Below are 14,520 nucleotides of genomic sequence, written 5' to 3' on the forward strand. Positions count from 1 at the left end.
TGCTTGATACGGTTTTTTTGCGTCAGAGAGATCCTTGATGATCCAGATCCATCTTCCATTCCCCAGATCAACGAGAACGCCATGACAATAAAAGAATTGACCCAAGAAGCCCGACACGAAGAAGCACTGAAAAAGTACGTGCTGGATGTGCCGGATCTGATGGAGGAGATCAAGGACCTGAGTCCCGATGATCAGAAAGACCAGATTCAATGGGCTTTCGAGGACGAGGCGGAAGCCCAGGGCCTGCAGCCGTGGGAGCTGACGCTCAAGTACACCTCAACGCCGGAAGAATACGAAGCAGAACGCCTGAAGCTGCACAAAGAAGCGGCCGAGGTGTTGGGCGTCGAGTGGGAAGAGTACTGCGAGATGAACAATCTGGTGGTCTGACAAAAAACGCCAGCCTTGAAGAGGCTGGCGTTTTTCATGCGGCGCGGCGCGATCAGAGGCTCAGTCGCATCGACAGGTCTACCGCCTTCACATCCTTGGTCATCGCACCAATCGAAATATAATCCACCCCGGTTTCGGCGATGGGCAGCAACGTATTTTCGTTGATCCCGCCGCTGGCCTCCAGCTTGGCCTTGCCGGCGTTCAGGCGCACGGCTTCGCGCATGTCGTCCAGGCTCAGTTCGTCGAGCATGATGATGTCGGCACCGGCCGCCAGCGCTTCTTTCAATTCATCCAGGCTTTCCACTTCAATCTCGACCGGTTTGCCCGGGGCGATCTTGTGCGCGGCGGCGATGGCCTGCGCGATGCCGCCGCTGGCGGCGATGTGGTTTTCCTTGATCAGGAAGGCGTCATACAGGCCGATGCGGTGGTTATGGCAACCGCCGCAGGTTACGGCGTACTTTTGCGCCAGGCGCAGCCCCGGCAGTGTTTTGCGGGTGTCCAGCAGCTTGACCTGAGTCTCGGCCACGAAGTCCGCCAGGTATTGCGCACGGGTCGCCACGCCGGAGAGCAGTTGCAAGAAGTTGAGGGCGCTGCGTTCGCCGGTCAGCAGCGAACGTGCAGGGCCTTCGAGGTGGAACAGCACCTGATTGGGTGTCACCCGTTCACCGTCGGCAACCTGCCAGTGCACCGCCACCCGTGGGTCCAGTTGCCGAAACACGTTATCCACCCAGGCGGTGCCGCTGATGACGGCCGCATCGCGGGTAATGATGGTGGCTTTGGCCAGGCGTTCGGCCGGGATCAACTGTGCGGTGATGTCGCCGCTGCCGATGTCTTCACGCAACGCACGGCGCACGTTGGCTTCGATTTCGGCGGTCAGATCGGCGAGACGTAGATTCGGCATAACGGACTCCACAAACAAAGTGGCTCGATTATAGGGCCATGGCACGGACCAACCCAAGGCATCAGAGCGTTACGTTGGCACTGGCGCCTGCATTTGGTCGAATCCCTGCCGTTGTCGCGTTGTTCATTGTTGCCGAGCAAACGCCTGTTTGAGAGCTGATGCAGAGTCTTCTGGCGCAAAGGGGAGCTTTTCAAGATAATCCGCCTTGTATTTGACGTCATGAGTTTGACGAGTCGAAGCAAAACCGTTCCTGGGAGACCGAATGCACAACGACGGGAATGTAGTGCCTTTGCACAAGGCAACTACCGACCAGGTGGCTCACTCGCCACTCGCCCGCCTGCCGGCGATTCTTCTCCAGGTTCGCGACAAGGCCGCGCAACAGCTGCGGCACGGATTGCAGGCGTTGTTCGATAACGCCGACGACACCCTCTTCGAAATGGCCGACCGCGCCCACTGTGACGTCGAACAGAACATCTTCTTTCAAGCGATGCGCGATTTGCGCCTCAAGCGCAAAAGCATCGAACGGGTTTTTCTCGAACAGTTTTTCGCCGCGTTTATCCGTCTCGCCCAATACGAAAGCGTGCTTGCGGCTTTGCCCCAGACCCTGGATACCAATACCTCGACGGTGCAACCCGATGACGAGCGCGAGCGCACGGTCGCGGTGCAAGCGATGGTCAACCGGGTGCTGGACCGCGACGGTTTCGCCTTGGACCAACTGACGGCCCGGCTCTGTGCCTTGTTGGGCAAGGAGCCGGGCGATCTGCACAATCCCCTGGGTCCGGCGATGTTCTGCGAGTACTTTTTGCAAGCCGCACGCCAGTTGGGGCTGGAGATCAAGGTCAAGCTGATCATCCTCACTTTGTTTGAGCGCTATGTCCTCAGCGAGGTCGATCAGCTTTACGCAGAAGCCAATCAGTTGCTGCTCGCCACCGGTGTGTTGCCCGACCTGAAACCGGCCCCGGTGCGTCGCACCACGGACCGACCTGACCAAAGCGTCACGGGCGGACTGACCGACGAGGGCCCCGATCCGATTTCCACGCGAGATCTGTTGCGCCTGCTTTCGCACTTGCAGCAATACGTGCCGGCACCGGCGGCCGTCGATGATTTCGATCTGCGCAACCAACTCGAACTGTTGTTGACCCGGGTCAGCGTCAAAAGCGGCAGGTCGCGGGTTTTCGGGGAGGCCGATGAGGATGTGATCAACCTGGTCGCCCTGCTTTTCGAATGCATGCTCGATGATCGCAACCTGCCGGACTCCCTCAAGGCACTGGTCGGCCGATTGCAGATTCCACTGGTCAAGGTGGCGCTGCTCGACAAGAGCTTCTTCAGCCGCAGCAGTCATCCGGCGCGACGTCTGCTCAACGAAATCGCCAACGCGGCCATGGGGTGGGGAGCCTGTGACGATCATGACCGTGACAGCCTCTACGTGCGCATCGACCAGGTCGTACAGCGCCTGTTGAATGACTTTGTCGATGACCCGGCGATATTTTCCGAATTGCTGGCTGATTTTCTCGCGTTTACCCAGGACGAGCGCAGCCGCACCGAGCTGGCCCCGGAGCTGCGCAACGGCGTGGCGCGAATGCTTGACGATACCTTGCTGTTCGAGCGGGCACTGGAGTCGGTGATCGGCAACCTAAAGCGTCTCAATCGCGGCAAGTGATCGCGCCCCGGGGGATTATCGCGGCATACTGTGCCAATACTGTCGACATTGAAGGAATCGGTATGCAGTTGGACCCCGCGAGCGGTTGGATTCAGGGTGCGCATGTCTGCCCCTCACCCAACTTCAATGCGCGCCCCACAGGCGAAATTTCCCTGCTGGTGATCCATAACATCAGCCTGCCGCCGGCGCAGTTCGCCACCGGCAAGGTGCAGGAGTTTTTCCAGAATCGTCTGGATGTCACCGAACACCCCTATTTTGAAGGGATCGCGGATTTGCGGGTGTCGGCGCACTTTCTGATCGAGCGAGACGGTACTGTCACCCAGTTTGTTTCGTGCCTTGAGCGTGCGTGGCATGCGGGTGTCTCGTGCTTCGAGGGGCGGGAAACCTGTAACGATTTTTCCGTGGGCATCGAGCTCGAAGGCACGGATGATCTGCCGTTCACCGACGCGCAATACAGCGCGTTGACAGCCCTGACCCGCCAGTTGCAACAGGCGTTCACGGCAATCACCACAGAGCGCATCTGCGGGCACAGTGACATTGCACCGGGGCGCAAAACCGATCCAGGGCCGGCGTTCGACTGGGCACGCTATCGTGCCGCCCTGGCACAAGAGGAAGGACGATGAGTTTTCTGGTGTTGCTGTTGGCGGTGTGGATCGAGAAGTTCTCGGCCCTGCGCCATCGGGTTCAGCGTGATAATGGCTGGACACACGAGCTGAACAAGCTTGAAGCCAGCCCGCGACTTTCGAACCGACCATGGCTGGTGCTGGCGGCACTGGTCTTGTTGCCGGTGGCGTTGCTGGCTTTGCTGCTGGTTGTCATCGAGCCGGTGGCCTATGGGTTGTTGGCGTTGCCAATTCATTTGCTGGTGGTGATCTACAGCCTGGGGCGCGGTGATCTGCTGGGCGATCTCGGGCCGTTCCGCGATGCCTGGCGTCGGGAGGACCTGCAAGCGGCGGCCCATGTCGCCAAGCGCGACCTGGATATCTGCGCAGACAATGGTGAACAGCTACTGGAACAGGTCGAAGGGCATTTGCTGTGGGAGGCCTACCAGAGCTTTTTCGCGGTGATTTTCTGGTACTTCCTGTTGGGTCCGGTCGCGGCGCTGAGTTATCGCCTGCTGGCGCTGGCCGAAGAGCACGGGAAAAACCCGGCGGTGGTCGAGCGCGCCGGGCAACTGCGTCACGCCTTCGACTGGTTGCCGGTGCGCCTTCTGGCGGCGAGCCTGGCGTTGGTCGGCAATTTTGTCGCGGTCAGTCGGGTCATGCTGCATGAGCTGCTGAACTGGAATATCAGCGCCGCGCAATTGATCGTGAAAGTCGGGCTGGTGGCCGGTGAAATTCCGGCGCCGGTGGCTGGCGTGGAAGGTATCAACAATCTGGACCGTATCTGGGCGCTGCTGCTACGTGCGGCGGTGCTCTGGTATGCCGGGTTTGCGTTGTGGACGGTCCTGCATTAGTCCAGCAGTCAGAGCCATTGTGGCGAGGGAGCTTGCTCCCGCTGGGCGACGCAGTCGCCCCCCATTCAATTCAACAACGACTGCTGCGCAGCCGGACGGGAGCAAGCTCCCTCGCCACAGGGGCGATTACTTGGTCGTAGGGCTTCGCGCTGTCGTTAACCTTAAGTTACAAAACCTCCTGCCGATTTAAGTTATACAGAGATAGCGTCGAATAGTGGCTATCTGCCGTCTGTCTGCGCCTGCCAATAAAAAAAATAAGAAACTGAAGGGAGACATCCAGTGAAGAGCTTGCTCTATCCCGCTGTCGCACTGATGAACCGCCTGAGCTTCGGCATGAAGTTCAGCCTGATCAGCGTACTGTTCCTGGTGCCGATGCTGGTGACCAACTTCTATCTGGTGCGTGACTCCTACCGCGAATTCCAGGGCACGCGCATCGAACTGCAAAGTCTCGACCTGTTGGGCAGCAGCCTGGCGTTGCGGCGTGATCTGGAAACCCTGAACAACCTGGTGCAGATCAATGTCAGCCTCGGCCAATCCGGCAAGGCCGGCAATGTCGAATCGAAGATCAGCGCCCTTGAGCAGAGTATTCTGACTCGCCTGCAAGGGCTGGCGGCGATGACCAGCGACCCGGAGCAGGTCGCGGTGTTTGATGGCAAACGCGATGAAATGATCGCCGCGTTCAAGGCCCAGCAAACGGAAAACTCCCTGCAAAGCAAAAGTGCCCTGATCGGCAAGCTGGTGGGCAGCGCGCAGATTTTCAGCCAGCTCATCACCAGTCAGTCCGGCCTCAGTCGCGACAACCAGAGCGACATGCGCCAGTTGAGTGAGCTCGTCACCCTCGTCACGCCACGAGTCACCCAGCTCCTGGGCGAAGGTCGGGCAATGGGGTCTTACTCGTTGGGGCAGGGGTTCATCAACTCGGCTTCGAGTACCCGTTTCGATGAGTTGCTGGCGCAGATTGAAAAGCTCCAGGCCGAGTATGGCCTGAAGTTGCAGGATGCCCTGGGTTCCAGCAAAGCCGCACGCGATAACCTGGCCGCTCAGGCCGATAGCAGCCGGGCATCCTTGAAGAAAGCCAGCGAGCTGTTCGAAGAACAAGTGGTCATGGCCGATACCCTCGACGCGCCGTGGCAGGGTTTTTACGATCAGGTCAGCGCCCTGATGGACCAGACCTACCAACTCAACGAAGCCACCCTGAAGTATCTGGGCCCGCAGTTGCAGCAACGCCTGGAGCAGAACCGCACGCACATGGTCTTGCAGGCCGTGGCGCTGTCAGTCGTGTTTGTGTTGATCTTTTATCTCTACGGCGCGTTCTACGTCTCGACCCGCACCACGCTCAAGCGCCTGGGCGCGGTGATGGACAAGGTGGCGGCCGGCGATATGACCGTGACCTTCAGCGCCCATAGCCGTGATGAGCTGGGGGAGTTGGGCGAGGTGTTCAACGGCACCGTGAAAAAAATCCATGACCTGATCGAGCGGGTGGGGCAGACCGTCAGTGAAGTCGAGCGTCAGGCCGGGCAAGTGGAAAGCGTTTCCGCGCAAAGCAACCAGGCCGTCGCCGGGCAGCGCACGCAGATCGAACAAGTGGCCACGGCCATGAACCAGATGTCGGCCACATCCCAGGAGGTCGCGCGCAGTGCCGCCGCGGCGGTGAGCAGTGCCCACAGTGTCAACGATGAAACCATCAGTGGCCGCGGCCTGGTGGAGTCGCAACAAGGCAGCATTGCCGCGCTGGCCAACGAGATCGATCAATCGGTACTGGTGATCAACCAACTGGCCAGCGACAGCCAGTCCATCAGCCGCGTGCTCGAAGTGATCAAGAGTATCGCCGAGCAGACCAACCTGCTGGCGCTCAATGCCGCCATCGAGGCGGCACGGGCCGGCGAGCAGGGGCGTGGTTTCGCCGTGGTAGCCGATGAAGTCCGGACCCTGGCCAAACGAACCCAGCAATCGACCGAAGAAATCGAGCAGATGATCGCCAGGCTCCATGGCGGTGTCGGCGCGGCGGTCAAGGCCATGGGCACCAGCCATGAAATGGCCAGCGGCACGGTCGGGCAGTCGGAGAAGGTCCAGCGGGCGCTGGAAAACATCCTGGGCGCGGTCGGCATGATCGTCGACCAGAACCAGCAGATTGCCGCGGCCGTGGAGCAGCAAACCGCCGTGGCCCACGACATCGACCAGAACATCGTCGAGATCAATCGCGCCGGCGAGCGTACCGCTGAAGGCGCACATCAGACCGAAGATGCCAGCCGGGCGTTGTCGGCCCAGGTCGTGGAGTTGAAGCAGTTGATCAGCGCATTCCGGGTCTGAAATTCTCCTCGGTACCCTGTGGGAGCGGGCTTGCTCCGGGCGGCGATCCAATGAAAGCGATCTTTCAGTCACATTGATGTTGAATGTGCCGCCGTCTTCGCGGGCAAGCCCGCTCCCACAGTTGGCGGGTGCTGGCAGTCATGACCAGTTAAACAACTCGCAGGCATTGGCCGTACTGGCCGCGGCCAATTGCTCGGGGCTGATTGCCATGATGTCGGCCAGTGCCGCGCAGATCGCTGGCAGGTGTGCGGGGCTGTTGCGCTGGCCGGGGAACATGGCAGGGGCCATGTCCGGCGAGTCGGTTTCCAGCACCACAGAATCCAGTGGCAGCTCGGCGAGCACGCGGTGCATGCGCAGCGCCTGCGGCCAGGTCGCGGCACCGCCGAGGCCCAGTTTGAAGCCAAGCTTGATGTATTCCCGGGCTTCTTCCTTGCTGCCGGCAAAGGCGTGGATGATGCCGGCCCGTTTCAGGCGAAACCGTTTGAGCGTGGCAATCACCGCCGCATGGCTACGCCGCACATGGATCAAGGCCGGAAGGTCGAAATCCGCCGCCAATTGCAATTGCGCCTCGAACAACGCCTGCTGGCCGTCGCGGTCCAGGGTTTCGATGAAGTAGTCCAGGCCGATCTCGCCGACCGCACACAGTTGCCGATGGCCGGCCAGGCGAGTCAGCCAGTCGCCGAGTTCGCTCAGGTGTTCCGGTTGATGATCGTCCAGGTACACCGGGTGCAATCCGAACGCGGCGTGCAGGTCGGGGTCACTCTGCACCAACTCCCAGACCCGCTGCCAATTGGCCTGATAAACCCCCAGCACCACCATCCGCCGCACTCCGAGGGCGCGGCTTTCGGCCAGCAGGGCCTGACGGTCGGCGTCGAAGTCTGGAAAGTCCAGATGGGTGTGGGTGTCGATCAGCTCCACGGTTCAGTCCTGGCAAATACGCTGCTTGAACGTGCGCGCGATGGCTTGCACGCCGGGCCGGTAATCCGACTGCTCGATGGCTGCCAGGGCCAGCGCGAGGGCCTTGTCGGCGATCAGCTGGTGTTGCTGGGCCATGGCGTTGACCGGCAGCGGCAGGAAGTCCAGCAACTGGGTGTCGCCGAACGTGCCGAGGCGCAGCGGGCGGTTTTTCAGCGGGAAGTCGTGCAGCGCATCGAACACGCCCTGAAGCAGCACGTAGGATGTGGTCACCAGGGCATCGGGCAAATGGCCCAGGCGCTGCAGCAACTCTTCCATCAATTGTTTACCGCACTCGCGGCTGAAGGACTCACCTTCTTCGATCAGCACCTCACCGTTGAACCCGGCGAGCGCCTCTTTGAAGCCGGCGGAGCGTTCCTGACTGATGCTGAGCTCCGGGCGGGCGCCGATCAGCGCGATCTGTTTGGGCAAGGGATCGAGCAGGCTGCGGGTCAGTTGCAGGCTGGCCTCGCGGTCGTCACTGATCACCGAGCAGAAATGCTCGGGTTCCATGACCCGGTCGATGGCGATGATCGGAATGCCCTTGGCCTGCAATTGGCGATAACTGTCATCGCCGGCCGGCAGGCAGCTGGCAACGATCAGTGCGTCGCAGCGCCGGGCGCGGAACAGTTGCAGCAGTTGCCGTTCGCTGTCCGGTGCATCGTCGGAACTGGCGATCAGCAACTGATAACCCCGGGCCCGCGCACCTTGCTCCAGCAATTTGGCGATTCGCGCGTAACTGGGGTTTTCCAGATCCGGCAGAATGAACCCCAATGTGCGGGTGTGCCGGCTGCGCAAACCGGCAGCCTGTGGGTTAGGCGTGAAGCCATGTTGTTCGACGACCGCGCGCACGCGTTCGACGGTAGCGCTGCTGATGCGCTGTTGTTCGGCCTTGCCATTGATGACATAGCTGGCGGTGGTGACGGACACACCGGCCAACTGGGCGATATCACTGAGTTTCAACCCGCTGTTTCCTTGTTTTTTCGAGATTGCCTCGACATTTTCGTCAATCCTAACCGATTAAGGCAGGCGACCATTGTCGCAACGCATCCGACAAGTTGGACTTCAAGGATGGGCCAATATCGAGTAACGTGCCAATCGATCTAGATTAAACGTTTCAGCAGGCGTATTTTCTACGTTTTAGGCGCCTTTGGCCGGTTCTGCCGTGAAACCGCCAAAAGCGATGACCAAGCGCCTAAGCTGACTCATTCAAAACAATACCTGGTGCCCCAAGGCGCCAAAAAGGAGAAAGCATGCTCGAGCTCACTGTAGAGCAGATTTCCATAGGCCAATCGGCTGTGGATAAGTCCGCAGCGCTGCAATTGCTGGCCCGGCATCTGGTCGCCGACGGCCTGGTTGCCGAGGGGTATCTCGCCGGTTTGCAGGCACGGGAAGCCCAGGGCTCGACCTTTCTCGGTCAAGGTATTGCCATCCCCCACGGTACGCCCGAAACCCGCGACCTGGTGTTCACCACCGGTGTGCGCCTGATGCAGTTTCCCGATGGCGTGGACTGGGGCGACGGTCATATCGTTTACCTGGCGATCGGTATCGCCGCCAAATCCGATGAGCATCTGCATCTTTTGCAATTGCTCACCCGCGCCCTCGGCGAGACTGATCTGGGCCAGGCCCTGCGTCGCGCCGGTTCCGCCGAAGCCTTGCTGAAGTTGCTCCAAGGCGCGCCGCAGGAGTTGGCGCTGGATGCGCAGATGATCGGCCTCGGTGTGGCGGCTGAAGATTTCGAAGAGCTGGTCTGGCGCGGCGCACGCTTGTTGCGGCAGGCCGACTGCGTGAGCAACGGTTTCTCCGCCGTGTTGCAACAGGTCGAAGCGCTGCCCCTGGGCGATGGCCTGTGGTGGCTGCACAGCGAGCAGACGGTGAAGCGTCCGGGCCTGGCCTTTGTCACCCCGGACAGACCGCTGCGCTATCTCGGCCAGCCACTCAATGGACTGTTCTGCCTGGCCAGTCTCGGTGAGGCCCATCAAGCCCTGCTCGAACGCCTGTGCGCGTTGTTGATCGAAGGACGTGGCCATGAGTTGGGCCGCGCCACCAGCAGTCGCAAAGTCCTCGAAGTGCTCGGTGGTGAAGTGCCCGCCGACTGGCCCAGCGCACGAATTGCATTGGCCAACGCCCACGGTCTGCATGCGCGGCCGGCGAAAATCCTCGCGCAACTGGCAAAGAGTTTTGAAGGTGACATCCGCGTGCGCATCGTCGATGGCCACGACAGCGCGGTATCGGTAAAGAGCTTGAGCAAGTTGCTCAGCCTCGGCGCCCGTCGGGGGCAGGTCCTGGAAATCATCGCCGAACCGGGCATCGCGGCGGATGCGTTGCCGGCCTTGTTGGCCGCCATCGAAGAAGGCCTCGGTGAGGAAATCGAACCGCTGCCGCCGGTAAGCCAGGTGCACGAAGTGGTTGCCGATATGGCTGAAGTGGTCCTCGCCCCGATATCCGGCAGCGTGGTTCAGGCGATTGCCGCCGCTCCAGGGATCGCTATCGGCCCGGCGCATATTCAAGTGCTGCAAACCATCGATTACCCGTTGCGTGGCGAATCCGCCGGCATCGAGCGTGAGCGTCTCCAGCAAGCCCTGGCGCAGGTACGCCGTGACATCCAGGGCCTGATCGAGCGCAGCAAGAGCAAAGCCATCCGCGAAATCTTCATCACCCACCAGGAGATGCTCGACGACCCGGAACTGACTGATGAGGTCGATACGCGCCTCAAGCAGGGCGAAAGCGCCGAGGCGGCGTGGATGGCCGTGATTGAAGCGGCGGCCCGGCAGCAGGAAGCATTGCAGGATGCCTTGCTCGCCGAGCGAGCGGCCGACTTGCGCGATATCGGGCGTCGGGTGTTGATGCAACTCAGTGGCATCGAAACCCCGAGTGAACCGGACCAACCGTACATTCTGGTGATGGACGAGGTCGGCCCGTCCGACGTCGCGCGTCTGGACCCCGCTCGCGTGGCGGGGATCCTCACCGCCCGGGGTGGCGCTACTGCGCACAGTGCGATTGTCGCCCGGGCGCTGGGCATTCCGGCACTGGTCGGCGCCGGCCCCGGCGTGTTGCTGCTGGCGCCGGGCACGCCGTTGCTGCTCGATGGCCAGCGTGGTCGCCTGCATGTGGACGCTGACCCGGCGACCTTGCAGCGCGCCACGGTCGAACGCGATACCCGCGAGCAGCGCTTGAAGGCGGCTGCGGAACGGCGTCATCAACCGGCGCTGACCACCGATGGCCACGCCGTCGAAGTGTTCGCCAACATTGGTGAAAGCGCTGGCGTGACCGGCGCGGTGGAGCAGGGCGCCGAAGGCATAGGCCTGTTGCGCACCGAACTGATTTTCATGGCCCACCCGCAAGCGCCCGACGAGGCGACCCAGGAAATCGAGTACCGCCGCGTCCTCGACGGTCTGGCCGGGCGACCGCTGGTGGTGCGCACCCTCGATGTCGGTGGCGACAAACCGCTGCCGTACTGGCCGATTGCGAAGGAAGAGAACCCCTTCCTCGGCGTGCGCGGCATTCGCCTGACCCTGCAGCGCCCGCAGATCATGGAAGCGCAACTGCGCGCCTTGCTGCGGGCTGCCGATAACCGTGCGCTGCGGATCATGTTCCCGATGGTGGGCAGCGTCGACGAGTGGCGCCAGGCCCGTGACATGACCGAACGCCTGCGCCGGGAAATCCCGGTCGCCGACTTGCAATTGGGGATTATGATCGAAGTGCCGTCGGCGGCATTGCTGGCGCCGGTGCTGGCCCGGGAGGTCGACTTTTTCAGCGTCGGTACCAACGACCTGACCCAATACACCCTGGCCATCGACCGTGGCCATCCGACGCTGTCGGCCCAGGCCGATGGCTTGCATCCGGCGGTGCTGCAACTGATCGACATCACCGTGCGCGCGGCCCATGCCCACGGCAAATGGGTCGGTGTATGCGGTGAGCTGGCGGCCGACCCGCTGGCAGTGCCGGTGCTGGTCGGCCTCGGGGTGGATGAACTCAGCGTCGGGGCGCGCAGCATTGCCGAAGTCAAGGCGCGGATTCGCGAACTGGACTTCACTCAGACTCAAACCCTTGCCCGACAGGCCCTGGCCGTGGGCAGCGCCAATGAAGTGCGCGCATTAGTGGAGGCCCTGTAATGGCCCGGATTCTTACCCTGACCCTCAACCCGGCGCTGGACCTGACCGTCCAGTTGCCGCGCCTTGAAGCCGGCCAGGTCAACCGCAGCGATGTGATGCACACCCACGCCGCCGGCAAAGGCGTGAACGTGGCGCAAGTGCTGGCGGACCTCGGGCATCAGCTGACCGTCAGTGGCTTTCTTGGCGAAGACAACCTGCAAGCGTTCGAAACATTGTTCGCCAAACGCGGTTTTGTCGATGCCTTTATCCGTGTTCCGGGCGAGACCCGCAGCAATATCAAACTGGCGGAAAGCGAAGGGCGCATCACCGACATCAACGGGCCGGGGCCGCAGGTCAGCGAAGCGGCGCAGCAGGCCTTGATCGATCGACTGGAGCAGATTGCCCCGGGCCACGATGCGGTGGTTGTCGCCGGAAGCTTGCCATTGGGCGTCAGTGCTCAATGGTTGCAGGCGTTGATCTTGCGCTTGAAAAACCTGGGGCTGAACGTCGCCCTCGACACCAGCGGCGAGGCGCTGCGTGCAGCGCTGAAAGCGGGGCCGTGGCTGATCAAACCCAACACCGAAGAGCTGGCCGAGGTGCTGGACTGCGAGGTTGTGTCGGTCAGTGCCCAGGCCTTGGCGGCGGAGCGCTTGCACGCTCAGGGCATCGAGCATGTGGTGATTTCCCATGGTGCCGAGGGTGTGAACTGGTTCAGCGTCGGTTCGGCACTGCATGCCACGCCACCCAAGGTCAGCGTCGCCAGCACGGTGGGCGCGGGTGATTCGTTGCTGGCTGGGATGCTCCACGGTTTGCTCAGTGCCGATACGCCTGAGCAGACCTTACGCACCGCCACGGCGATTGCCGCGATGGCAGTGACCCAGATCGGATTCGGCATTGGCGACGCAGCGCAACTGGCGCAGCTCGAACAGGGTGTGCGCGTGCGTCCCCTGACAGAACAATAAGAGGGTTTGTCATGAAGTTAGCCATCGTTACGGCCTGCCCGAACGGCATGGTCACCAGTGTGCTGTGTGCCCGGCTGCTCGATGCCGCGGCCCAGCGCCAGGGCTGGAGCACCAGCGTCGAAGTCACAGATGCCGCGCATCCCGAAAAACAACTGTCGGCGGCCACCCTCGATGCGGCCGAGTGGGTACTGCTGGTGACCAGCGCGCCCGTGGACATGTCGCGGTTTGTCGGTAAGCGGCTGTTCCAGAGCACTCCGGCCCAGGCCCTGCAGGATGTGGAAGCCGTGCTGCAGCGAGGAGCGCAGGAGGCTCAGGTTTACGCCGCTGAAGTGTCCGTCGTCGAACCGGTGGCGGTCGTCGAGAACGCGCCGCGACTGGTGGCCGTCACCGCGTGCCCGACGGGTGTCGCTCACACGTTCATGGCCGCCGAGGCCTTGCAGCAAGCGGCCAAGCGCCTGGGCTATGACCTGCAGGTGGAAACCCAGGGGTCGGTCGGTGCGCGCAATCCGTTGAGCGCGCAAGCCATTGCCGAAGCCGATGTGGTGCTGCTGGCGGCCGATATCGAAGTCGCCACCGAGCGTTTCGCCGGTAAGAAAATCTATCGCTGCGGCACCGGCATTGCTCTCAAACAAGCTGAAGCGACCTTGAAAAAAGCCCTGGCCGAAGGCCAGCAGGAAAGCGCTTCGAGCACCGCCAAGACAACGGCCAAACAAGAGAAGACGGGCGTCTATAAACACCTGCTGACCGGCGTGTCGTTCATGTTGCCGATGGTGGTGGCCGGCGGCTTGATGATCGCCTTGTCGTTCGTGTTCGGCATCACCGCATTCAAGGAAGAGGGCACGCTGGCGGCGGCGTTGATGCAGATCGGCGGCGACACTGCGTTCAAGCTGATGGTGCCTCTGTTGGCGGGTTATATCGCCTATTCCATTGCCGACCGTCCTGGCCTCGCGCCGGGGATGATCGGCGGTATGCTGGCGAGCACCCTGGGCGCCGGTTTCATCGGCGGGATCATCGCCGGTTTTCTGGCTGGTTATGCGGCCAAGGCGATCAACCGATATGCGCGGTTACCGCAAAGTCTCGAGGCGCTCAAGCCGATCCTGATCATTCCGCTGCTGGCGAGTCTGTTCACCGGGCTGGTGATGATCTACGTGGTCGGCAAGCCGGTCGCCGGGATGCTTGCCGGGCTTACGCATTTCCTCGACAGCATGGGCACCACCAATGCGATTCTGCTCGGTGTGCTGCTGGGCGGCATGATGTGCGTCGACCTCGGCGGGCCGATCAACAAGGCAGCCTATGCGTTCTCGGTGGGCTTGCTGGCGTCGCAGAGCTACGCGCCGATGGCGGCGACCATGGCGGCCGGCATGGTGCCGCCGATCGGTCTGGGCATCGCCACGTTCATTGCCCGGCGCAAGTTCGCCCAGACCGAGCGCGAAGCCGGTAAAGCGGCGCTGGTGCTGGGGCTGTGCTTCATCTCCGAAGGGGCGATTCCGTTTGCGGCCAAAGACCCGCTGCGGGTGATTCCGGCGAGCATCGCCGGCGGTGCGCTGACCGGTGCGTTGTCGATGTACTTCGGCTGTAAACTGATGGCGCCCCACGGTGGGTTGTTCGTGTTGGCGATCCCGAATGCGATCAACCATGCGCTGCTTTATTTGTTGGCGATTGTGGCGGGGAGCCTGTTGACGGCGGTGGTGTATGCGCTGGTGAAACGGCCGGAGACGGTGGAGTTGGCACTGGAGCCAGCCAGGGCCTGACACCATTAACTGTGGGAGCGGGCTTGCTCGCGAAAGCGGAGTGTC

General features: G+C 61.9%; 10 protein-coding genes and 1 pseudogene. 8 read left to right on the forward strand and 3 right to left on the reverse strand.

Annotated features, from left to right (window positions below):
* The first annotated feature begins 81 nt into the window (after positions 1-81).
* A complete protein-coding gene (locus tag ASD95_RS03705) occupies positions 82-387 on the forward strand; it encodes a DUF6388 family protein (RefSeq protein ID WP_056728247.1) in 306 nt (101 codons plus the stop codon).
* Positions 388-439: 52 nt separating this feature from the next.
* Here the strand turns inward: ASD95_RS03705 and nadC are convergent, their stop codons facing one another.
* The gene (nadC, locus tag ASD95_RS03710; RefSeq protein ID WP_056728249.1) at positions 440-1,288 is read right to left on the reverse strand and encodes a carboxylating nicotinate-nucleotide diphosphorylase; all 849 of its coding nucleotides are present in this window, start codon (positions 1,286-1,288) and stop codon (positions 440-442) included.
* Positions 1,289-1,550: 262 nt separating this feature from the next.
* Between nadC and ASD95_RS03715 the strand changes: the two are divergent.
* From ASD95_RS03715 to ASD95_RS03730, 4 genes and pseudogenes are all read left to right on the forward strand, one after another.
* Positions 1,551-2,837: pseudogene (locus ASD95_RS03715) on the forward strand (DUF1631 family protein); the annotation flags it as partial.
* Between the two features lie 173 nt (positions 2,838-3,010).
* Entirely contained in the window at positions 3,011-3,571 is a 561-nt protein-coding gene (ampD, locus tag ASD95_RS03720; RefSeq protein WP_056728251.1) for a 1,6-anhydro-N-acetylmuramyl-L-alanine amidase AmpD, read from the forward strand.
* Positions 3,568-4,404, forward strand: a complete 837-nt coding sequence (gene ampE / locus ASD95_RS03725; RefSeq protein ID WP_056728252.1) for a regulatory signaling modulator protein AmpE — start codon at positions 3,568-3,570, stop codon at positions 4,402-4,404. Before ampD ends, ampE begins: the two co-directional genes overlap by 4 nt.
* Before the next feature lie 279 nt (positions 4,405-4,683).
* Positions 4,684-6,714 carry a methyl-accepting chemotaxis protein gene (locus ASD95_RS03730; protein ID WP_056728254.1) on the forward strand — a complete coding sequence of 677 codons (2,031 nt, stop codon included), beginning with the start codon at positions 4,684-4,686 and terminating at the stop codon, positions 6,712-6,714.
* Positions 6,715-6,852: 138 nt separating this feature from the next.
* Here the strand turns inward: ASD95_RS03730 and ASD95_RS03735 are convergent, their stop codons facing one another.
* Positions 6,853-7,632: a TatD family hydrolase gene (locus ASD95_RS03735; protein ID WP_056728257.1), complete on the reverse strand. Its 780-nt coding sequence runs from the start codon at positions 7,630-7,632 to the stop codon at positions 6,853-6,855.
* A gap of 3 nt (positions 7,633-7,635) precedes the next feature.
* The gene (gene cra / locus ASD95_RS03740; protein WP_056728258.1) at positions 7,636-8,631 is read right to left on the reverse strand and encodes a catabolite repressor/activator; all 996 of its coding nucleotides are present in this window, start codon (positions 8,629-8,631) and stop codon (positions 7,636-7,638) included.
* Between the two features lie 290 nt (positions 8,632-8,921).
* Here cra and ptsP point away from each other — a divergent pair, with 290 nt between their 5' ends.
* From ptsP to ASD95_RS03755, 3 genes are read left to right on the forward strand one after another with little or no spacing between them, the layout of a single operon-like run.
* Positions 8,922-11,783, forward strand: coding sequence for a phosphoenolpyruvate--protein phosphotransferase (gene ptsP / locus ASD95_RS03745; protein ID WP_056728260.1), 2,862 nt, complete (start codon positions 8,922-8,924; stop codon positions 11,781-11,783).
* On the forward strand, positions 11,783-12,724 hold the full coding sequence (gene pfkB, locus ASD95_RS03750) for a 1-phosphofructokinase (protein WP_056728261.1): 942 nt from the start codon (positions 11,783-11,785) through the stop codon (positions 12,722-12,724). The genes ptsP and pfkB overlap by 1 nt, the downstream gene beginning before the upstream one ends.
* Before the next feature lie 11 nt (positions 12,725-12,735).
* Positions 12,736-14,475, forward strand: coding sequence for a PTS fructose-like transporter subunit IIB (locus tag ASD95_RS03755; RefSeq protein ID WP_056728262.1), 1,740 nt, complete (start codon positions 12,736-12,738; stop codon positions 14,473-14,475).
* The last annotated feature ends 45 nt before the right edge of the window (positions 14,476-14,520 follow it).

Source organism: Pseudomonas sp. Root71 (assembly GCF_001429045.1).
GTDB classification, from domain to species: Bacteria; Pseudomonadota; Gammaproteobacteria; order Pseudomonadales; family Pseudomonadaceae; genus Aquipseudomonas; species Aquipseudomonas monachiensis.

What these genes read in the sequence shown, in the direction of transcription:
- ASD95_RS03705 (WP_056728247.1), top strand. Translation starts at nt 82, where the DNA reads ATGACAATAAAAGAATTGACCCAAGAAGCCCGACACGAAGAAGCACTG.
- nadC (WP_056728249.1), bottom strand. Translation starts at nt 1,288, where the DNA reads ATGCCGAATCTACGTCTCGCCGATCTGACCGCCGAAATCGAAGCCAAC.
- ampD (WP_056728251.1), top strand. Translation starts at nt 3,011, where the DNA reads ATGCAGTTGGACCCCGCGAGCGGTTGGATTCAGGGTGCGCATGTCTGC.
- ampE (WP_056728252.1), top strand. Translation starts at nt 3,568, where the DNA reads ATGAGTTTTCTGGTGTTGCTGTTGGCGGTGTGGATCGAGAAGTTCTCG.
- ptsP (WP_056728260.1), top strand. Translation starts at nt 8,922, where the DNA reads ATGCTCGAGCTCACTGTAGAGCAGATTTCCATAGGCCAATCGGCTGTG.
- pfkB (WP_056728261.1), top strand. Translation starts at nt 11,783, where the DNA reads ATGGCCCGGATTCTTACCCTGACCCTCAACCCGGCGCTGGACCTGACC.
- ASD95_RS03755 (WP_056728262.1), top strand. Translation starts at nt 12,736, where the DNA reads ATGAAGTTAGCCATCGTTACGGCCTGCCCGAACGGCATGGTCACCAGT.